The 20,324-nt window shown below is 62.9% G+C and carries 19 protein-coding genes and 1 riboswitch; of the genes, 6 read left to right on the forward strand and 13 right to left on the reverse strand.

Annotation, left to right across the window (positions count from 1 at the left end; translation table 11 throughout):
• Positions 1–205 precede the first annotated feature (205 nt).
• A riboswitch (FMN riboswitch) is annotated at positions 206–352 on the forward strand.
• 76 nt (positions 353–428) lie between these two features.
• From NKH23_RS16620 to dhaL, 3 genes are all read left to right on the forward strand, one after another.
• The gene (locus tag NKH23_RS16620) at positions 429–902 is read left to right on the forward strand and encodes a 6,7-dimethyl-8-ribityllumazine synthase (protein ID WP_352717878.1); all 474 of its coding nucleotides are present in this window, start codon (positions 429–431) and stop codon (positions 900–902) included.
• A 75-nt stretch (positions 903–977) separates the two neighbouring features.
• Positions 978–1,985 (forward strand): dihydroxyacetone kinase subunit DhaK, encoded by a 1,008-nt coding sequence (locus NKH23_RS16625; RefSeq protein ID WP_353035084.1) that lies wholly within the window; start codon positions 978–980, stop codon positions 1,983–1,985.
• Between the two features lie 9 nt (positions 1,986–1,994).
• Complete coding sequence (gene dhaL, locus NKH23_RS16630; RefSeq protein ID WP_352717876.1) at positions 1,995–2,630, forward strand: dihydroxyacetone kinase subunit DhaL; 636 nt, start codon at positions 1,995–1,997, stop codon at positions 2,628–2,630.
• Here dhaL and derI read toward each other — a convergent pair.
• The 3 genes from derI to NKH23_RS16645 are packed head-to-tail and all read right to left on the reverse strand — an operon-like array spanning position 2,627 to position 4,629.
• Positions 2,627–3,070 (reverse strand): D-erythrulose-4-phosphate isomerase, encoded by a 444-nt coding sequence (gene derI, locus NKH23_RS16635; RefSeq protein ID WP_352717875.1) that lies wholly within the window; start codon positions 3,068–3,070, stop codon positions 2,627–2,629. The two genes, dhaL and derI, sit on opposite strands and share 4 nt — an antisense overlap.
• 25 nt (positions 3,071–3,095) lie before the next feature.
• Entirely contained in the window at positions 3,096–3,854 is a 759-nt protein-coding gene (locus NKH23_RS16640) for a triose-phosphate isomerase (RefSeq protein ID WP_352717874.1), read from the reverse strand.
• A 10-nt stretch (positions 3,855–3,864) separates the two neighbouring features.
• Complete coding sequence (locus NKH23_RS16645) at positions 3,865–4,629, reverse strand: DeoR/GlpR family DNA-binding transcription regulator (protein WP_292653840.1); 765 nt, start codon at positions 4,627–4,629, stop codon at positions 3,865–3,867.
• 262 nt (positions 4,630–4,891) lie between these two features.
• Between NKH23_RS16645 and fba the strand changes: the two genes are divergently transcribed.
• Positions 4,892–5,956, forward strand: a complete 1,065-nt coding sequence (gene fba / locus NKH23_RS16650; RefSeq protein ID WP_352717873.1) for a class II fructose-bisphosphate aldolase — start codon at positions 4,892–4,894, stop codon at positions 5,954–5,956.
• Between the two features lie 47 nt (positions 5,957–6,003).
• On the opposite strand, the gene NKH23_RS16655 is transcribed toward fba, so the two are convergent.
• The 10 genes from NKH23_RS16655 to NKH23_RS16700 form a co-directional block, all read right to left on the reverse strand.
• Positions 6,004–6,942, reverse strand: coding sequence for a sugar phosphate isomerase/epimerase family protein (locus tag NKH23_RS16655; RefSeq protein ID WP_352718003.1), 939 nt, complete (start codon positions 6,940–6,942; stop codon positions 6,004–6,006).
• Positions 6,942–8,459 carry a glycerol-3-phosphate dehydrogenase gene (locus NKH23_RS16660; RefSeq protein ID WP_352717872.1) on the reverse strand — a complete coding sequence of 506 codons (1,518 nt, stop codon included), beginning with the start codon at positions 8,457–8,459 and terminating at the stop codon, positions 6,942–6,944. Before NKH23_RS16660 ends, NKH23_RS16655 begins: the two co-directional genes overlap by 1 nt.
• 19 nt (positions 8,460–8,478) lie before the next feature.
• The gene (locus tag NKH23_RS16665; RefSeq protein ID WP_352717871.1) at positions 8,479–9,519 is read right to left on the reverse strand and encodes a 2-hydroxyacid dehydrogenase; all 1,041 of its coding nucleotides are present in this window, start codon (positions 9,517–9,519) and stop codon (positions 8,479–8,481) included.
• A 7-nt stretch (positions 9,520–9,526) separates the two neighbouring features.
• Positions 9,527–11,089, reverse strand: coding sequence for an FGGY-family carbohydrate kinase (locus tag NKH23_RS16670; protein WP_352717869.1), 1,563 nt, complete (start codon positions 11,087–11,089; stop codon positions 9,527–9,529).
• A complete protein-coding gene (locus NKH23_RS16675) occupies positions 11,089–12,213 on the reverse strand; it encodes an ABC transporter ATP-binding protein (RefSeq protein ID WP_352717867.1) in 1,125 nt (374 codons plus the stop codon). Before NKH23_RS16675 ends, NKH23_RS16670 begins: the two co-directional genes overlap by 1 nt.
• Positions 12,210–13,328, reverse strand: coding sequence for an ABC transporter ATP-binding protein (locus tag NKH23_RS16680; RefSeq protein ID WP_352717866.1), 1,119 nt, complete (start codon positions 13,326–13,328; stop codon positions 12,210–12,212). Before NKH23_RS16680 ends, NKH23_RS16675 begins: the two co-directional genes overlap by 4 nt.
• Positions 13,329–13,332: 4 nt before the next feature.
• Complete coding sequence (locus NKH23_RS16685; protein ID WP_023676025.1) at positions 13,333–14,190, reverse strand: carbohydrate ABC transporter permease; 858 nt, start codon at positions 14,188–14,190, stop codon at positions 13,333–13,335.
• Positions 14,191–14,199: 9 nt separating this feature from the next.
• Positions 14,200–15,123, reverse strand: a complete 924-nt coding sequence (locus NKH23_RS16690; protein ID WP_352717864.1) for a carbohydrate ABC transporter permease — start codon at positions 15,121–15,123, stop codon at positions 14,200–14,202.
• Positions 15,124–15,276: 153 nt separating this feature from the next.
• Positions 15,277–16,722 carry an ABC transporter substrate-binding protein gene (locus tag NKH23_RS16695; RefSeq protein ID WP_352717862.1) on the reverse strand — a complete coding sequence of 482 codons (1,446 nt, stop codon included), beginning with the start codon at positions 16,720–16,722 and terminating at the stop codon, positions 15,277–15,279.
• 44 nt (positions 16,723–16,766) lie between these two features.
• The gene (locus NKH23_RS16700; protein ID WP_352717860.1) at positions 16,767–17,741 is read right to left on the reverse strand and encodes a sugar-binding transcriptional regulator; all 975 of its coding nucleotides are present in this window, start codon (positions 17,739–17,741) and stop codon (positions 16,767–16,769) included.
• A 228-nt stretch (positions 17,742–17,969) separates the two neighbouring features.
• Between NKH23_RS16700 and NKH23_RS16705 the strand changes: the two genes are divergently transcribed.
• Positions 17,970–19,013: a substrate-binding domain-containing protein gene (locus NKH23_RS16705; RefSeq protein ID WP_352717858.1), complete on the forward strand. Its 1,044-nt coding sequence runs from the start codon at positions 17,970–17,972 to the stop codon at positions 19,011–19,013.
• Between the two features lie 38 nt (positions 19,014–19,051).
• Positions 19,052–20,320 carry an ABC transporter substrate-binding protein gene (locus tag NKH23_RS16710; RefSeq protein ID WP_352912846.1) on the forward strand — a complete coding sequence of 423 codons (1,269 nt, stop codon included), beginning with the start codon at positions 19,052–19,054 and terminating at the stop codon, positions 20,318–20,320.
• Positions 20,321–20,324: the final 4 nt, after the last annotated feature.

A 20,324-nucleotide genomic window follows, 5' to 3' on the forward strand; every position in this document is an offset into this window, starting at 1 on the left:
CCTCTTGAGGGGAGATGTCGCCGGAGGCGACAGAGGGGTCGCAGCGTGTGGAGCGCCCGCGCCTTCTAGGCCGAGAAGATGTTGGCGCTCTACGTGAGACGACCCCCTCTGGCCTGCCGGCCATCTCCCCCTCAAGGGGGGAGATTACAGCTCCAGCCACGGCGTCGATTGACATCGGTAATGCGGCCTTCCATACAAACGCCGTCAATGTTCTCAGGGCGGGGTGAAAGTCCCCACCGGCGGTAAGGGTCTCGGCCCAAGCCCGCGAGCGCTTTCCGGTTAGCCGGAAGGGTCAGCAGATCCGGTGTGATTCCGGAGCCGACGGTCACAGTCCGGATGGAAGAGAACGAACGGAAGACGGTCCGCTTTCGCGGTTCGGATTCCGTATCGTGCGTCCTGATTCTGGATCGAAACGGAAAGATGGACCCATGAATCAGCATTCCCACAACGACTATGAAACGATCCGCTTTGCCGTCATTCGGGCGCGCTGGCACGCCGATATCGTCGACCAATGCGTTGAAGCATTCGAGGCGGAACTGGCGGTTCTCGGAGAGAAACGCTTTGCCGTCGATGTCTTCGATGTGCCAGGCGCCTATGAGATTCCCCTGCATGCAAAAACGCTTGCCGAGACCGGCCGCTATGCCGCTATCCTCGGCGCCGCGTTCGTCGTCAATAGCGGCATCTACCGGCATGAATTCGTGGCAAGTGCGGTCATCGACGGTATGATGACCGTGCAATTGTCGACTGGCGTGCCGGTGCTTTCGGCGGTGCTGACGCCGCACAACTACCATGACAGCGCGGACCATCACCGCTTCTTCTTCGAACACTTCCAGGTCAAGGGCAAAGAGGCAGCCAATGCCTGCGTGCAGATCCTGGCCGCGCTGGAACGCATCGCCGCGTGAAATGTCCGTCCCCGGGTGGAAATCCCGGTAACACGCTGTACTATCTGCGAAAATACCGAAATCGGGAGGATGCAGGTGCAGACCAAGAAGATCATCAATGACGGCAACCGCACGGTCGACGAGATGCTGGAAGGCATCCTGGCCGCGCATCCCCGCCAGCTTAAAAGCGCGGACGGAAGCCCCCGCTCCATCATCGCCCGCGACGGCCCACGCCCCGGCAAGGTCGGCCTCGTCATCGGCGGCGGCTCGGGCCACGAGCCGACCTTCCTCGGCTTCGTCGGCAAGGGGCTGGCCGACGCCGCGGCCATCGGCAATGTCTTCGCCTCGCCGCCGCCGGACCCGATCCTTGAATGCGCCAAGGCGGCCAGCGGCGGTGCTGGCGTGCTGTTCATGTATGGCAACTATGCCGGCGACGTGATGAATTTCGACATGGCCGCCGAAATGGCGGCAATGGACGACATCGAAGTGCGCACCGTGCTGACCACCGACGACGTCGCCTCGGCGCCACGCGACCAGAGGCAGAAGCGACGCGGCGTCGCCGGCAATTTCTTCATCTTCAAGGCCGCCGGTGCCGCCTGCGACCGGATGCTGTCATTCGACGAATGCGAGCGCATCGCCAGGAAGGCCAACGATTACACCTTCACCATGGGCGTGGCGCTGTCGCCCTGCTCGCTGCCGCAGACCCGCCGGCCCAATTTCGAGCGCGGACTGGGCGAGATGGAGATCGGCATGGGCGTCCGGGGCGAGCCCGGCAGTGCGCGCGGACGGCTGAGGCCGGCCGACGAGAGCAGCGACGAGCTGCGGGACTATATCCTCGACGAGATGGCGCCGGCGCGAGGCGACAAGGTCGCTGTGCTCGTCAATTCGCTCGGCTCGACGCCGCTGATGGAACTTTACGTCATGAACCGACGGGTCAAGCACAGGCTCGATGACATCGGTGTCGCTGTCCATGCGACCTGGGTCGGCAATTATTGCACCTCGCTCGAAATGGCCGGCGCCTCGGTGACGCTGATGCATCTCGACGGCGAGTTGCAGGAGATGCTCGACCATCCCTGCGACTGCGCCATGTTCCGTGCCGGCTGAGAGGGCATCATGACCTCGATCGACACAGCCGGCTTGAAAAGAATGTTCAATGCGATCGCCGCGGCGATCGATGCCGACAAGGACCGGCTCTGCCGGCTCGACGGCGTCATCGGCGATGCCGACCACGGCATTGCGATGGCGCTCGGCTTTGGCGCTGTGCGCGACGCGCTGGACCAGATCGATGCGTCGACCGAGCCGACGGCATTGCTCAACACCGCGGCAAAGTCGTTCCTCAACGCCGTCGGCGCCTCGTCAGGCCCGCTCTATGCGACGGCCTTCATGCGCGGTGCCGTCGCCGTCAAAGGCAAGGCAATTCTGGAGGACGCTGACGTCATCGCCATGCTCCGGGCGATGGCGCAAGGCATCCAGGATCGCGGCAAGGCCGAGCTCGGCGAAAAGACCATGGTCGACGCCTGGCTGCCGGCGGCGCAAGCGGCCGCCGCAGCCCAAGGCGCCGGCAAGACGCTGGCCGAAAGTCTTGACGCTGCGTTCGCCGCGGCTGAGCGCGGCGCCGAGGCGACCAAGGACATGATCGCCGCGAAGGGCCGCTCGTCGCGGCTCGGCGAGCGGTCGCTCGGGCACATGGATCCCGGCGCCGCGTCGGCCGTGACGATCATCAATGCGATGCGGAACAGTCTGGTCTAACCCCGCTTCGCCGCGTCGAGCCTGTCGATGGCCTGGACATTGCCTGCCGATGGTCCCTTCTCATCGAATTCCGATGCGAGCCATGCGTCGACGATCGACTTGGCCAGTTCCGGGCCAATGACGCGGGCGCCCATGGTAATGATCTGGGCGTTGTTGGATTTTGCGGCGCGCTCTGCCGAATAGGTGTCGTGGGTGAGTGCGGCGCGAATGCCGGGCACCTTGTTGGCGGAAATGGATACGCCGATCCCGGTGCCGCAAAACAGGATGCCGCGATCGTTCTCGCCGTCCAGGATGGTCTGGGCGAGCTTCTGCGACAGGTCGGCATAGTAGCCCGCCTGGCTGAGGTCATTGACCGTGAGGCCGGGCTTGGTGGCGAGGTGAGAGGCAATGACGTCGAGCAGCGGCTTGCCGGCGCTGTCGGCTCCAATGGCTATTTTCATGTTCGGTTTCCTTCCTGTTCGATGCTTAGATCGCCGCCGAGGCGCGTTTGAGGATGTCTATATAGCCTTCCGCCTGCCAGGCGGAACGGCCGATGAACAAGCCGTCGATATGAGACTGTCCGATCAGTTCGGCGGCATTTTGCGGATTGACGCTGCCGCCATAAAGCACCGGCGGTATGGCCGGCAGGAGGTCGCCGGCGATTTTCTTGATCAGCGCCTGCTGTCGGCCGGCATAGTCCGAGCTTGCCGGCACACCCTTGTCACCGATCGCCCAGACCGGCTCATAGGCGAACAGGATAGTCGCCGCCTTGGCCGCGCCTTCGAGAAACTGCAGCGCGCCGTGCACCTGCAAGGCCAGCACCGCATCGGCCTGGCCGCTGTCGCGTTGAGCCAAGGTCTCGCCGACGCAGATCAGTGGCACGAGACCGTGCTTCACCGCCGCCGCAGTCTTCAGCCCGACAGCCTTGTCGGTCTCGCCGAAATGCTCGCGCCGTTCGCTGTGGCCCAACTCTACCATATCAAGTTCGCAGTCTTTCAGCATTATCGGCGAGATCTCGCCGGTCCAGGCGCCAGCGTCAGCCCAATGCATGTTCTGCGCGCCGACCTTGATGCGCGCCGGCGACAGCGCTTTCTTGACCTCGCGTATCGCCGTGAAGGGCGGGATGACGAAGGGCTGAATGCGCTCGTCGAAACCGGGGACGAACTCGGCCAATGCATCGGCGAAAGCCATCGCCTCGGCGAGCGTCTTGTTCATTTTCCAGCTGGTGCCGACCCAGTAAACCATGCGTGCTCTCCTACTCTGCGATCACTGTCAGCGAAACGCCAGCACCATCCAGCGCCGCGCGCATCTGCGGCTGCGGCTCGCGGCCGGTGAAGACGGTATCGAAAGCCTTGAGATCGGTCAGGAAATGCAAGGCGGTGCGGCCGAATTTCCCATGATCGACCAGCAGATATTTGCGCGCGGCTGCGGCCATCATCAGCCGTTTGGTCTGGACCACTTCCTGATCTTGGTGAAAGGCAGAGGCACCATGTATGGCCGATGACGACAGGAAAGCGACATCGGCGCGCAATGATTTCAGCGTGTCCTCGGCGAGCAGGCCGAAGAAGCCGTGGAACTTCTTGCTGTACTGGCCGCCGAGCGCAATCAGGTTAATCCCGGCAACGCCCGCCAAATCCTGGATGACAGCCAGGTTGTTCGAGATCACCGTCAGCGGACGCAGATCGGCAAGGTGCCGAGCAACGCCGCCCGCGGTTGAGCCATCGTCGATAATCACCGTCTGGCCCGGTTCGATCATCGTCACGGCGGCGGCGGCGATGCGCTGCTTTTCATCGCCGGCCAGCCGCTGGCGGTAACGGAAATCGCTCTCGAAAAGGCTGCTCGGCTGGATCGAGGCGCCGCCGCGCACCTTGCGCAGAAAACCGCTTTCCTCGAGCTCGTCGAGATCACGGTGGACGGTCATCTTGGAGACGCCGAAGCGCGAGGCAAGATCGTCGACACTGGCGGTGCCGGTGTCCATCAGAAAATCCATGATGCCTTGCCGGCGGCCGTCGCTCTTCATTTCCGCGGATTCCTCGTGCAACCCGAACGCACGTTCCGAGATATAACAGGAAACGTCGCACAGCCACCAAATTTTTTGTGATAATGTTATGTCTCTATGAGATATCATGACGCTTCTGGTCGCGTGCTGTAACAAGAATTGCTGCCGGCCGAGCGCCCAGCGGTTGCGGTGCCGCGGAAATGCGGCCAGAAGCATCAGGGGCTCGACGACAACCGAACAGCCCGCAAACACTGGCTCGAAACCGGATACGGGAGACTACTGAGTGGCTCGCATCACACTGAGACAATTGCTCGATCATGCCGCCGAATACGGCTATGGCGTGCCTGCCTTCAACATGAACAATATGGAACAGGGCCTCGCTATCATGGAGGCCGCCGAGGAGACCAAATCGCCGGTCATCCTGCAGGCGAGCCGCGGCGCGCGGGCCTACGCCAACGACGTCGTGCTTGCCAAACTGATCGATGCGCTGGTCGAAATCCATCCCGATATCCCGGTCTGCATGCATCTCGACCATGGCAACAACGAAGCCACTTGCGTCACCGCGATCCAGCACGGCTTCACTTCGGTGATGATGGACGGATCGCTAAAGGAGGACGGCAAGACACCCGCCGACTACGCCTATAATTCCGGCATCACCCGCCGCGTCGTCGACATGGCGCATTGGGGCGGCGTGTCGGTGGAAGGCGAGATCGGCGTTCTTGGATCGCTTGAGATGGGCGGCGGCGAACAGGAAGACGGCCATGGCGTCGAGGGCGTCATCAGCCACGACCAGTTGCTGACCGATCCGGTACAGGCCGAACAGTTCGTGCGCGACACCCATGTCGATGCGCTGGCAGTCGCCATGGGCACCAGCCACGGCGCCTACAAGTTCAGCCGCAAGCCGGACGGCGCTGTACTGGCCATGAACGTCATCGAGGAAATCCACCGCCGCTTGCCTAACATGCATCTCGTCATGCACGGCTCGTCCTCGGTGCCGGAGGAGTTGCAGGAGATCATCAACAAATATGGCGGCCAGATGAAGCCGACATGGGGCGTGCCGGTCGAGGAGATTCAGCGCGGCATCAAGCATGGCGTGCGCAAGATCAATATCGATACCGACAACCGCATGGCGCTGACCGGCGCGATCCGCAAGGTGCTGACCGAGAATCCGAGCGAATTCGATCCGCGCAAATATCTGACGCCGGCAATGGCAGCCATGCGGAAGCTGTGCAAGGAGCGCTTCGAGCAATTCGGCACCGCCGGCAACGCTTCCAAGATCAAGCCGCTGCCGCTGCCGGAAATGGCCAAACGCTACAAGTCCGGAAGCCTCGATCCGAAATTTGGCTGACATATTCCGGTTCTGAGCAGGAGCCGCCTCGGCTCCTGCTCATCCCATCATGCTCGCGGCAACAGATCGGCCCTGCCGGTCTCGATGAAGGGCGCCCAGTAGTCGACCGACTCGCGGATCATGGCGACGACCTGATGGTCGACCGGCTCGCGTTCGCGGAACGACAATTCGAGGCAGATCTCGTTGCCGATGCCGCCGCCCCGGCGAATCGTCTCCAGCAGCTTTTCCGGCGTGATGCGGCCGTCCTTGTTGTGGGCGGCAATGAACGGCCAATGGCCACCCTTGTTCATCGACGATTGCTTGATGTGGATGATCGGCGATTCCTTTGGAAAAGCTTCGGCCCAGGCATAAGGGTCGATGTCGTCCGGATTGCTCGACGTCACGTCGCCATGGTCGATGTCGACCATCATCTTGAGCGGGATCGCCGTGCCGGTCGCATTGATTTCGCGCTGCAGCGCGCGGCAGCTCTCGATCGTGTGGCCGAATTCGCGGCCGACCGACATCGGCTCCCAGAACAGGTAGGTCAAGCCGGCGGCCCGGGCATGCTCGGCAACCTCACGCCAGCATTCCAGCGCGATGTCGAAAAGCCGCGCGCGACGCTCAGGATCGTCGTAGTCACGATGGGTGAAGATCGCGAATTGCGTGCCCATGCCGGCAGCGCCGAGTTCGGCCGAAATTTCGGCAAAAGTCTTGAACCAGTCGACATAATAGCGCCGCACGTCGGCGTCGGGATGGCCGAAATGATTGAGCCTGCCGTAGGGGCCGGTCATCGCCGATGTTACGCGCACACCGGTGCGGGTGAGAGCGGAGCGGAACAGGCGGATGAATTTGGCGATCGTCGCCGCCGGCCAGCCGGGATTGACGAACTCATGCGTGAGCTGAACGTCTCGGATGCCGATCGCGTAGGCGATCGTATCGATCAGGTCGTCCGGCTCGGCAAAACGGTTGACCAGCGGATTGGTGTTGAGGGATAGCGCAAAAGCCATCAGCCGGCCTTCGCCAGCCGACTCGAACACCAGTCTTCGAACGCTTCTCTTTCCGCGCCGGACAGATGCAGGCCATGCTTGGTGCGTCGTTCGAGAATATCGGCCGCGGTCTCGGCCCATTCGTGCTCGAACAGGTAGTTGGCTTCGCGCTCGAAAAAATCCTTGCCGAAGCGCCGGCCCAGTTCGGCGAGCGAACCAGCCGTGCCGACCAGATCACGCGTCCTTGTGCCGTAGAGTCGGCCATAATGCTTGACCAGCGATGCCGGCATCCAGGGATATTCGTGGCCGAGGTCACCGAGGAACTGCTCGAAATCGGCATTGGCGATATCGCCGCCCGGCAGATGCCCTTTCGAGGTCCACGGCTTGCCCATCTTCGGAAAGAACGGGGCGATGCGGTCCAGCGCGTGCTCGGCCAATTTACGGAAGGTGGTGATCTTGCCGCCGAAGACGGAAAGCAGCGGCGCCTGCCCTGCCGAAGCGTCGAGTTCGAAAATATAATCGCGGGTCACCGCGCTCGGATTGTCGGCATTGTCGTCATAGAGCGGCCTGACGCCGGAAAACGAACGAACGACGTCGCTGCGCGCAAGCTGGCGCTTGAAGTAGCGGTTGACCACCTTGATCAGATAATCGATCTCGCCGGCATCCGCGGTCACGTCCTCCGGCCGCCCGTCATAGGGAATATCGGTGGTACCGATCAGCGCGAGATCGTTTTGATAGGGATTGATGAAGATCACGCGCTTGTCGCTGTTTTGGACGAGATAGGCCTGTCGCCCTTCCCAGAATTTTGGCACGACGATGTGGCTGCCCTTGACCAGGCGCACGTTCCGCTTGGAGTTCTGGCCAGCCACGCGGTTGATGACGTCATTGACCCAGGGACCGGCGGCATTGATCAGCGCCCGTGCCCGGACTGTGGTCCTGACGCCGGTTCGACCGTCGCGCATCTCCACCGACCACAGGCCGTTTTCGCGACGGGCGGCAATGCAGGCGGTGCGGGTGAATATCCTGGCTCCGCGCTCGGCGGCGTCGAGCGCGTTGATGACGACCAGGCGGGCGTCGTCGACCCAGCAGTCGGAATATTCGAAGCCGCGCTTGAAGGCGTCCTTGATCGGCGCGCCTTCTGGCGCGGTGCGCAGGTCGAGCGTGCGCGTGGCCGGCAGCCGCTTGCGGCCGCCAAGATGGTCGTAGAGGAACAGGCCGAGCCGGACCAGCCAGGCCGGCCGGTCATCGGGGCTGTGTGGCAGCACGAAGCGCATCGGCCAGATGATGTGCGGCGCGGATTCGAGCAGCACCTCGCGCTCGATCAGCGCCTCGCGCACCAGGCGGAACTCGTAATATTCGAGATAACGCAAACCGCCATGAACGAGCTTTCCCGATCGCGAACTGGTGCCCTCGGCGAGATCGTCTTTTTCGCAAAGAATGACCGACAGGCCCCGGCCTGCCGCATCGCGCGCGATCCCGGCGCCATTGACGCCGCCGCCGATGACGAAGAGGTCGACGATTTCGGTTTCACCGCTCATCTCGCTCTATGCCCTGTCGTCAGCATGGATTGACCGGAGGCAGACCGGCGATGAAGCGGCGCACTTCCTCGGCCGCCTGCTCGGCCGCATAAGTCACCGTGCGCACCGACGCGCCGGCGATATGCGGCGTCAGTGTCACGTTCGGCAGCTGCAGCAAGGGCCAGTCGGCAGGCACCGGCTCGACGGCGAACGTTTCCAGCATGGCGCTGCCGATGTGCCCCGAGACGAGCGCCTCATAAAGCGCATCGTAGTCGACCAGCGGTCCGCGCGCGGTGTTGACGAAGATCACGCCCGGCTTCATCCGGGCAATGGCGTCCTTGCCGATCAGACCGCGCGTCTCTTCGGTGACCCGGGAGTGCAGCGTGACCACATCGGAGCGCGACAGCAGATCGTCCAGCGCAACCAGCTCGACGCCGGTATTGCGGTCCTCGGCGCTCAATTGCACATAGGGATCGCAAACCAGGATGCGGCAGCCGAACGCGCGCAGCAGCCGAACCAGCCTGGTGCCGATATTGCCGTAGCCGATGACGCCGACGGTCATTTCGTTGAGCTCGCGGCCGGTGCGGTCGGCGCGGTAGAGATCGCCGCGCCACTCGCCCTTGCGCAAGGCTTCGTGGCCGACGCGGATCAGCCGCGTCTCGGCGAGAATGGCGCCGATGGTGAACTCGGCCACGGCGCTGGCATTGCGACCGGGCACATTGACCACCGTGATGCCATGGGCCTTGGCGGCCGCCATGTCGATGTTGATCGGCCCGCCGCGCGATACCGCAACCAGCTTCAGCGTCGGCAGGCGCTGCATCATGGCTTCGGAGAGCGGCGCAAGCTGGGTAACAAAAATTTCGGCATCGCCGATAAAATCGACCACCTCGTCAGGATCACCGAAATACTCCTTGACCTTGTCGAGGCCGAGCGCAGCATTGCCGAATTCCATCGGCTCGTCGGGCCATGCAGTCTCAATGGTGCGGATGTCGAGATTATCGCCGCAGGCCGCCTCGATTTTCTCGCGAAACACGTCCGGAAGCATGAAGCGGTCACCGATGATCGCAATTTTTTTGCGCATGCTCTTCTCAATTCACGTCAGTTTGTCTGGATGCGGCCATCGAACGCCAGACCGGCCGCAGCGCCTCATGCGCCAATGCGTAGGACGGAGCAATCGCCTCATAGGCGGCGGCAAGTTTCCGGTCGCTGGGCTCGGCCGCACGGAGCAAAGGCGTGACCCATTCACTGACGCAATCGTCCATCGATACGTACTGGCCGACGCAGACCGCAGCAATCATTGCAGCGCCCGCAGCGCCGGCCTCCTCGCGCTCGCTGGTGCGAATGTCCGCGCCGACCGCAGCACCCAGGATCTTGCGCAGAGCCGGGCTCCTGGCCGCTCCGCCGGTCAGGCGGATTTCCTTGGGCAGCGGCCCCATCGCGGCGTAGCAATCGCGTGCCGCGAAAGCCAGCCCCTCGAACACCGCGCGGACCATGTCGGCATAGCCGTGCCTGGACGAAATGCCAACGAAGCCGGCCCTGGCATTGGCATCGACGAACGGCCCGCGCTCGCCGGCCTCCGAGACATAGGGCTGGTAGAGCAGCGAGCCTGGCTCGGACGACGATATCCACTGGTCGACCAGCGCGATCATCTCGCCATTGGTCCGCGTGATACCTTGCGAGGCGAGAATGCCGGAGGCGAGGCCAAGGACCCAGTCGATATTGAGCGTTGCCGCCATGTTCGACTGCATCTGCGCAAAGACGCCCGGTGCCGGCATCGTCATCGTGTAGCCGGTTGCAGCCTCGTTGAGCAGAACCTCGTCCGGCGTTTCGGCAAGCCGCATATGCATTCCGGTAGAGCCGATGATCGAGCATCCCGGCTTGCGCTCGCGATCGAACAGGCCGGCGCCGAGCGCCGTGCAGGCGACATCGACATAGGCCAGAACGACCGGTGTGCCGGCGAGCAGGCCGGTCGCATCGGCTGCTGCTACCGACAGCGAGGTGCTTTGCCTGGTGCCATCGACGATGGGCGGCAGTAGATGCCTGAGATCGGTGACGCCGAGTACCTCGAGCACATCATCTGAATAGCCGCGCGTGCGGAAGTCGCCGAAGGTAAAGGTGCCCTCGGACGGGTCGGTGGCACGGTGACCGGTCAACTTGAAATAGAGCCAGTCCTTGCAGTGGAAGGCCGTCGCTGCATTGGCAAGCATCGCGGGCATGTGGCGCTTCATGAAGACGAACTGCGATCCCTGCTGGCAGGCAGCGAGCCCGCTGCCGGTCTTTTCGAAGCGCAGCCGGTCCTCTGGCCGCGCGCGGATCTCCTCGACGACCGCAGCAGCGCGCGCGTCGAGCCACAGCCAGCCCTTGGCTACCGGCTCACCATCCTTGTCGATCAGCCAGGTGCCGTCGCCTTGGCCGGTCACGGCAACGGCAATGGTCCGGCTGGCTAGGTTCGGCACCTTGTCGGCGAGCTGGCGCAAGGTCGTCGCGGTATCGGCCCAGGTGCGCGTCAGGTCCTGCTCGGCGCCGCCGCCCGGCAGTGTCTCGTATTTATTGGGCAGCGCGGCGGACGCGATCTGCCTGCCCGCCGTGTCGAAGGCGACGGATTTTATGACAGACGTGCCGGCGTCGATGCCGATCAGCACATCCTGCATCAAGCAAGCTCCGTGCCGTGCGAAATGGCATTGCCGCTCGCCTGATCGAAGACGTGAAGGTTTTTCGGATCGATGCTGATCTTGATCGGCGCGCCAAGCTCCAAGCGGGTTCGGTCATGTTCGACCAGGACCAGCGAACCGCCGGCGAAATCGGCGGCGATATGGGTCTGGTCGCCGAGCCATTGATTGGCCGAAACCGTCGCCGGCACACCATCCTTCGAGCGGCGGACCGCATAGGGCCTGACGCCGATGACGACGCGCTGCCGGTTGAGCAATTCGTCGCGAACCGGGCCGCTGAACGCATCCTTGTCGTAGTCGAGCGAAAGCCCGTCGGGCAGCTTGAGATTGATCTTGCCGTCAGCTGTGCCGACATAGGCCTCGAAGACATTCATCGGCGGCTCGCCGACGAATGTGCCGGTAAACAGGTTTGCCGGCCGCTCCTTGAGCCTGTCAGGCGTGTCGAACTGCTGCAGCACGCCGCCCTCCATGACGGCGATGCGGTCGGCAAGCGCGTTGGCCTCAGTCTGGTCGTGCGTGACCAGGATCGCGGTCAGGCCGCGCTCCTTGATGAAATGCTTGATGCGGCCGCGCAGCACGGCGCGAAGCTGCGGCTCGAGCTGGCCCATCGGCTCGTCCAGCAGATGCAGGTCGGCCTCGCGGATCAGCGCCCGGCCGAGGCTGGCGCGCTGCTGCTGGCCGCCGGAGATCGAGCTCGGATAGCGCTCGAGAATGTCCTCGATCTCGAGAAGCTTGGCGATGTTGGCAACCTTTGCATCGACCGCACTCTTCGCCAGCCTGGCGGCCTTGAGGGCGAAGGCGATGTTCTCACGCACGGTCAGCGGCGGGTAGAGCGAATAGCCCTCGAAGGCCATTGCGACGTTGCGCCTGACCGGCGGCAACGTGTGCACTTTGCGGCCGGCAACCGCGATGGTGCCGCGCGAGACCTCTTCGAAGCCTGCGATCATGCGCAATGTCGAGGTCTTGCCGCAGCCGGACGAGCCGAGCAGCGCCACGATCTCGCCCTTGGCGATTTCCATCGTCAGGTTCTTGACGGCGTGTACGCCGCGGTCGATCGGACCGTAGAACTTGTCGACGCCCGAAATGGTGATTGCGGTCGGGCTCATGCCGCTTCTCCACTGCGCAAATTGACGACATTCTTCGAGCCGATACGCTCGCCGCTTGCCCGATCGAACAGCACGGCGCTTTTGCTATCGACGGCGATATGCGCCCGGCCTTCGGATTGGCCCGGCGTCCCGGACGGACGCGAGACCAGGATTTCACGGCCGCGCACGGTTCGCACCAGCGTGACGATCTTCTCGTTGAGCGGCGTCTCAGCCTCGACCGTCACCGGGATGGCGCCGGGCGTGCCTTCATCGACAAAGGCCAGTGCCTCCGGCCGCAAACCGATCACGCAGTCGCGGCCGACCACCGCCTCATGAGCGCCGGCAAGATGGACCTGGACGTTGGACAGGCCGACATAGATGCCCTTGGCGTCCCGCGACGGCTTGACGTCCAGAAGGTTGATCGTCGGGTCGCCGAACAGCCGGGCAATCTCGACATTGGCCGGCTCGCGATAGATCTGCTCGGGCGTGCCGAGCTGTTTGACGACGCCCTGCGACATCACCGCGATGCGGTCGCCGAGCGCCATCGCTTCCTTGTAGTCCTGGGTGACGTAGATGACGGTCGCGCCGCGATCGGCGAGCAGCCTTGGCAGTTCGAGGCGCATTTCGAAGCGCAATTTGGCATCGACGTTGCGCAAGGGATCGTCGAGCAGGAGAAGCGGCGGCGAGCCGACCAGCGCGCGGGCAAGCGCGGTGCGTTGCTTCTGGCCGTTGGACAGCGCCCGCGGCTTGTGGCTGAGCACATGGCCGATTTTCAACAACTTGGCGACGCTCTCGACGCCGGCCTTGATCGTGCCCTGCGATGAGTGCTTCGCCTGCAGCGGCGTCGCGATGTTATCGAACGCCGTCATATGCGGGAACAGCGCGAAGTTCTGGAATGCCATGCCGACGCCACGGAACTCGGCGTCGAGATCGGTCATGTCCTCGCCGCCGATGAGGATCTTTCCCTCGTCGGGGTCGATGACGCCGGCGACCAGCCGCAGCAGCACGGTCTTGCCGGCGCCGGACGGTCCGAACAGGACCAGCGTTTCGCCGTCGGCGACGGTCAACGACAGATTGTCGAGAACGGTCTGGCTTTTATAGCGCTTGACGATGTTTCGCAGTTCGAGGCTTGCCATCGGACTATCCTTTCACCGCGCCAAGCGACAAGCCTTCGACGAGATAGCGTTGCGCATAGAGCGCGAGCGCCAGCGTCGGCGTGATCGACAGCACGATCGCCGCCGAGATCTGGCCGTACTGGATGCCCGAGGACGTGATGAAGGCGAGCGCGCCGACCGTCACCGGCTGCTTGTCGGCCGAGGCGAGCACCAATGCAAAAACGAAATTGTTCCAGGCAAAGATGAAGGCGAGCAGACCGGCAGCGGCGATTCCCGGACCGGCGAGCGGCAGCGCGATCTTGCGAAAGGTGGCAAACCAGGAATGTCCGGCAATGCGGTAGGCGTATTCGATATCGGCGGGGATATCCTCGAAATAACCGCGCACGATCCACAGGATCAACGGCAGGCAGATCAGCTGGTAGACCCAGATCAGCCCGATATAGGTGTTGGCCAGCCCGAGCTTCTGGAAATAGAGGGTGAGCGGCAGGAGCACCAGCAGCGCCGGCGCGAACCGGAACGACAGGAGCGTGAAGGCAATGTCCTCCGAGCCGCGGAATTTGTGCCGCGCAAAGGCGTAGGCCGCGGGAACGCCGAGCAGCAACGCGACGGCAACCGAGGTGACCGACAGAAAGACGGAATTCCACAGATTGCGCATGAAGGCGATATCGAGCGTGCCGGCTGCCGTCATCAGCTTGCCGGTGATCAAGGCAGTGTAGTTGGCGAGCGTCGGCTCGAAGACAAGCTGCGGCGGAATCCGCAGGATTGTCTCGTTGGTCTGGAACGACATCATCAGGATCCAGACGATCGGGAACATGAAGAAGATCACGACCAGCGCCAAGGCAATGCCGCGCAGGATGCGTTCGAGAAGGGAGGTGTGTTCCATGCCAGCCTCCTATGCCTGTCCGCGGGCGCGTTCGCGCAGCCGCAGCCAGTTCTTGATGAAAATATTCGAGAGGAAATAGGTGATCGCCCACAGAATGATCATCAGCGCCGCCGAGCGGCCGACATTGGTCGACTGGAAGAAGTTGAGATAAGCCTCAACCTGGAACACGGTCAGCGTATCGCCCGGACCGCCCTGCGTCATGGCATAGATGATGTCAAACTGCTGGATGGAATCGAGCAGGCGGAACAATGTCGCCGTCAGGATATAGGGGGTCAGCATCGGCAGGGTGATGCGGAAGAAAACGAAGCTCCTCGGCACGCCGTCGAGTGCTGCCGCCTCGAATGGCTGCGTGGGCAGGCTGCGCAGGCCGGCAAGCAGCAGGATCATGATGAACGGCGTGTAGACCCAGATGTCGACAAGCACGACGGTGAGCAGTGCCGTGGACGGAGACGAGGCCCAGCGGAAATCCTGCAGCCCGATCAGGCTGGCGAGATAGCTGAGCACGCCAAAGCCGGGATTGGTCATCAGCTTCCACATCAGCGCGGCGAGCGCCGGCGCGGTCATCAGCGGCATCAACAGCATGATCGAGATAAAGTTGTTCAGCGTCGAGCGCTTTTGTAGCAGCATGGCGATGCCGAGACCGAGAAGCAGCTCGAGCACGACGGTGATGCCGGCGTAGAGCAGCGACACCTGCAGCGTGTTCCAGAACTTCGGGTCAGTGAAGAACGAGATGTAGTTGTCGCCCCAGTTGAACTGCCGCGCCCAAGGCTGGCTCAATCGGTAGCGCTGGAAAGAATAGACCACCGATGTGAAGAACGGGATCAGGATGCCGATGCAGACCAGCAGGGCCGGCAAGCTGAGGAGATAGGGCAGCACCCGCTTGCTGATCCTGAAGCCCGACGGCCTGTTTCTTTGTGTTGTCGCCGCAGTCATCTGCTGCTCCGTCATCCTGTTGCTTCGCCGTCCCGGCCGCCCAAGGGAGCAAGGCGGCCGGTCGGGCGAGCAGGCGGTACCGCTCGGCACCGCTTCGCAAACGTGTCACATCCTAAAGGCTGGCCCGCGGGACGGGCCAGCCCTGGCCGCGGCTTAGCCGAGCCCGGCTTCCTTGAGCTGGCCGTTGATGCTCTCGGCCAACTTGTCGAGGCCCTCGTCGACTGGCACTTCCTTGGCCACCATCTTCTGCAGCGTCGCCGCCCATTCGGTGGTGAGATCGAAGAACAGCGGCTGCGGAGTGAACTTGATGCTGGCGCCCGGTGCCGAGACGTCGAACATCTCGACATAGCCCGGATAGCTCTTGTTCAGTTTGTCGCGGAACATCTCGTCCTTCCAGACCGACTGACGGACCGGATTGACGAAGTCCATCTTGGTCGCACCGAACAGACCGTGCTCGGGTCCGGATGCCCATTGCATGAAGTACCAGGTGGCGTCCTTGTCCTTCGAGAAATTGGACATCGACAGCGACCAGATCCAGATGTTGGGCGTCGGTGCCTTGGCGGCGGGATTGGCCTTGAAAGCGGAAAAGGCGAGCTTGCCGGCCATTTTGTTGTCGCCGCCATTCATGAAGTAGCCGAGGATATCGGCGTCGAAAATCATCGCCGAGGCGCCGGCACCGAGATCGGTACCGACTTGGTACCAGGTGTAGGTCGACCAGTCCTTGGGGCCGCTCTCCTGGATCATCTGGACCCACTGTTTGTGGAAAGCCTTGGATTCGGCGGTGCTCATCGCGGCCGACAATTTGCCGTCGGCCGAGACGTTCAGGTCCTTCTGGTCGAAATTGGCGTAAGCCGACAGGAAGCCTGGGTGGATCGTCGCCCAGGAGCGCGAGCCGCGCACGCCGATGCCGTAGACACCGCCACCGACGTCCTTGGTGAGCTTCGCTGCCGTAGCTACCATCTCATCCATATTGCCGGGAACGCTGACGCCGACTTTGTCGAACATGCCCTTGTTGTAGGTGATGTTGTTCTGCTCGAAGCCCCACGGAATGCACCATTGCTTGGCGTCTTCCGACCCGAGCACGCCGCCGGGCTGCCCGTTCCAGGCGCAAGAACTCCTGACGCCAGGCAGGAAGTCGTCCCAGGCATATTTCGGGTTGGTCTTAGCCGGATCCTTGATCCATTCGTTGAGGTCGGTGATCCAGCCGGCCGGACCGTAGGTCCAGGTCATGTAGGCGCCGGTCATGAAGGCATCGTATTCGGGTGAGCTGGCCGACAGTGCCGCGGTGACCTTGTCGAAATAGACGTCTTCCGGAAATACGTCGTAGACGACTTCCATGCCGGTCAGCTGCTTGAAGTTGTCGAGGTCGGCAATCATCGCATCGGCGTAGGGATGCTTGTTGAGCAGCAGCTTGATGGTCTTGCCCTTATGGGCCTGCCAGTCGAAATCAGCCGCCAGGGCGCGGGTCTGCCCGAGGTTGAGCAGGGTGCCGGCGGTGCTGGCGGCAAGGCCCATTGCACCGAGGCCCTTGATCAGCCCACGGCGGTCGACTTGTCCACGCAGGAACGCGTCGATGAGGTCTTTCTCTTTCTCATGCATTTCTCTTCTCCTCCACAGGGTAGTTTCAACGAAATGGTTGCCGGCTACCCGACCGGCGTCTGTTCCACGAGCGATCGCGCCGTCCGCTCGTCGGTTATCAGGCCTTTGAGATAGCGGCCCTCCAGCACTGACTTGATGGCGCGAACCTTCACCTTGCCGCCGGCAACGGCGACAATCCTGCGGTTGCTGATGTCTTCGCGCGCCAGTGCCAGCGCCCGGTCGGAAAGCGTCGTCGCAACAGCCTTTCCGGCATCGTCGAAGAAATGGCCGAGCAGTTCGCCGACGCCGCCATTGCTGCGGATTTCCTCCATTTCGCCCTTCTCGATCATGCCGGTTGCGACAAGCGAGGCCTCACGCTCGGCAGTTCCGATGCCGGCGATGAGCAAGTCGGCGGACTTGGCGAGGTCGAAGACATCGCTGACGCCTTTCTGCCCGAGCAACACGGTTCGATCCTCGACCGTGTTGGCGAACATCGGTACGGGCATCACATAGGCCTCCGCACCAGTCCGCTCGGCGACGCGGTGGATGACGTCATGCGGATTGGCCGAGAACTTGCGCGTCAGGCCGCCAAGCAGCGAGACGAAACGGATCCTGCCGGCCGATATGCGCGGCAGATATTCCACGCAGGCGGCAAGCGTGCGGCCGTGGCCGACGCCGATCAGCGCCTCTTCGCCGCGTTCGATCTCGCGCTTGAGAAACTGCGCGCCGGCGATGCCGAGCGCCTTGAGCGGCAGGTCTTCGGCATCGAAGTCCGGAACCACCTCGCAATAGTCGAGGCCGTACCGGCCGGACAATTCGTCCTCGAGCTCCACGCATTCGGAGACTTCGCCGTCGATGTAGACTTTGACCAGGCCTTCCTGATTGGCCTTGGTGATGAGGCGATGCGCCTTGAGGCTGGTCAGGCCGAGCCGCTTGGCGACCTCGGACTGGGTCAGGCCGCCAGCATAATGAAGCCAGGCGGCACGGGCTGCCATCCCGGTCTCATCATCGCGCAGCAGGCCGTTGCCAAAACCAACCATTTCCGCCCTTTGATATTTTTATCAGTTGTTGCAAAATTTTTCACAAGGCGTCGCCCGAGTCAAGCAACCGCTGCGTTTAAATCTCCATCCGGGAGCTTGCTGGCTTGGTCGAACAAGGGCCAAGCGGATCAACGGGCAAGAATCAAATACCGCTTGCGCGCATTTAAAACGTTTGCAATTTGACCTGGACTGATTACAAACGTTTCAAACTTCGTTCGGGAGGAAACGATGCCGACCCGCGTTACCACCCTCAAGGAACTTGCTGCGCAGCTCGACCTGTCGATTACCACCGTTTCGCGCGCGCTTGCCGGCCACGAGCAGATCGCCTTGAGAACGCGCCAACGTGTCGCCGAGGCCGCGCGCCAGGCCGGCTATGTGCCGAACACGGCAGCCCGCACGCTGGTCTCCGGCCGCAGCGGTTTTGTCGGCATGGTGCTGCCGATCCGCGGCCCCAATCTGGTCGATTCCTTCCTCGGCGAATTCGTCACCGGGCTCGGCGAAGGGTTGGTTTCGCACGGGTCCGACCTGATTCTGGCCGCAGCGGCGCAGGGCCAGTCGGAACTTTCCGTGCTTCGCCATGTCGTCGAATCCGGACGCGCCGATGGGGTCGTCGTCACCCGCATCGCCGAGGTCGACGAGCGGCTTGCTTATCTGCGCCGACGCAATTTCCCGTTCGTCGCGCATGGCCGGCTGCTCGACGGCGACTTTGCCTACCATTGGCTCGATACTGATGGCGCACATGCTTTCGGCGAGGCCTTCGACATGCTCTACGATCTCGGACACCGCCATTTCGGCCTGGTGACGATTTCCGAGCCGATGACGTTTCGCCATCTCAGACAGGACGGGCTCGCTGCCGCGATTGCGCGCCGGGGCGATCCGTCCGTCAGGCTCTATGTGGCGACGGCGCCGCGTTTCGATCGCGGTGCCCGCATCCAGGCAATCAACCGGCTTCTGCACGCCACCGAGCGGCCGACGGCGATTATCGCGCTGTTCGACGAGCTGGCGCTGACGGTGATGGAAGAGGCGGGGCGCGCCGGACTTGCCGTTCCTCGCGACCTTTCGGTGATCGGCTTCGACAACATAGCCGCCTCAGCCTATGCCCCGCCGGGGTTGACCACTTTCGACGCTTCGATCCGGCAGTGCGCGCGCGAGATCGGCGAGATGCTGCTGACCGTCATCCGCAACAAGCCGGACGCGCCACTGACCCGGCTGGTCCGGCCGACACTTGTCTCGCGAGCAAGCCATGGCTCGGTACCCACAGGACAGAACTGATGTCCGCTTCGCGGCGCAACCCAGGGAGGAAGATGACGATGAATGCTTTGAGGATATTGGCAGGCGCCGTGCTGGCGCTGTCGCTCGCTGCCGGCGCAGCACAAGCCCAGCAGGTGTTGTTCTGGTCGACACAGGCGCGACCTGTGGAAGAGACGCAAAAAATGCGCGGTGAGGTGCTGAAGGGGTTTGACGGCCAGGTTGACTATCAGGTCGCCGAGGACGGGCCCTGGCTCACCCGCCTTCAGGCCGAACTGCAGGCCGGCTCCGGCACCATAGGCGTGCTCGGCGGCCTGCACGGAGACTTCTCCACCGTCGGCGCGAACCTTGTCGATCTCTCTGGCGTCGATCTCGGTGGCGTCAAGGTCAACGAGACCTACAAGAAGCTCGGCATGCTCGGCACCGGAGAGCAGAAGTACCTGCCATGGATGCAGGCCACCTTTCTGATGGCGGCCAACAAGCAGGCGCTGCAATACCTGCCGGCCGGCGCCGATCTCAACACCATCACCTATGACCAGCTCATCGAGTGGGCGAAAAACATCGCAGAGAAGACCGGCTCACCCAAATTCGGCTTTCCGGCCGGCCCGAAAGGGCTGAAGCACCGTTTCTTCGAGGGTTTTCTCCTTCCATCGTATACCGGCTCGATGGTGACCAAGTTCCGCTCGGCGGAGGCCGAGACGGCGTGGAACAAGTTCAAGGAATTGTGGCAATACACCAACCCGAATTCGACCAACTATGCCTTCATGCAGGAGCCGCTGCTAACCGGCGAAGTCTGGGTGGCATTCGATCACGTCGCGCGCCTCGCCGACGCCTTCAACCAGAAACCCGATGACTTCGTCGCCTTCCCGGCGCCGGCTGGCCCGGCAGGCCGCGGCTACATGCCGGTGGTGGCCGGCGTCGCTATCCCGAAGACCTCGCCTGACATGGACGAGGCCAAGGCGCTGGTCGCCTATATGCTGAAACCGGAAACCCAGATCGCGACGCTGAAGGCGACAAACTTCTTCCCCATCGTCGACGTCAAGCTGCCCGACGACATGCCGGCCTCGGTAAAGGCCTTCAGCCCAGTGATCGCCACCATGACCGGTGCCCCGGATGCGCTGCCGGCGCTGCTGCCAATGGGACTTGGCGGCCTCGGCGGCAAGTTCAATCAGATCTACACCGACAGCTTCGAGCGCATCGTGCTCGGCGGCGAGGATGTGCACGGCGTGCTCGACGAACAGGCGACGGCGCTGAAGGCGATCATCGACCAGGCGAAAGCGCCGTGCTGGGCGCCCGACAAACCCTCGCAAGGCGCCTGCCCGGTCGATTAAGAAT

The sequence above is a fragment of the Mesorhizobium sp. M1328 genome (genome assembly GCF_040318075.1).
Taxonomy (GTDB): Bacteria; Pseudomonadota; Alphaproteobacteria; order Rhizobiales; family Rhizobiaceae; genus Mesorhizobium.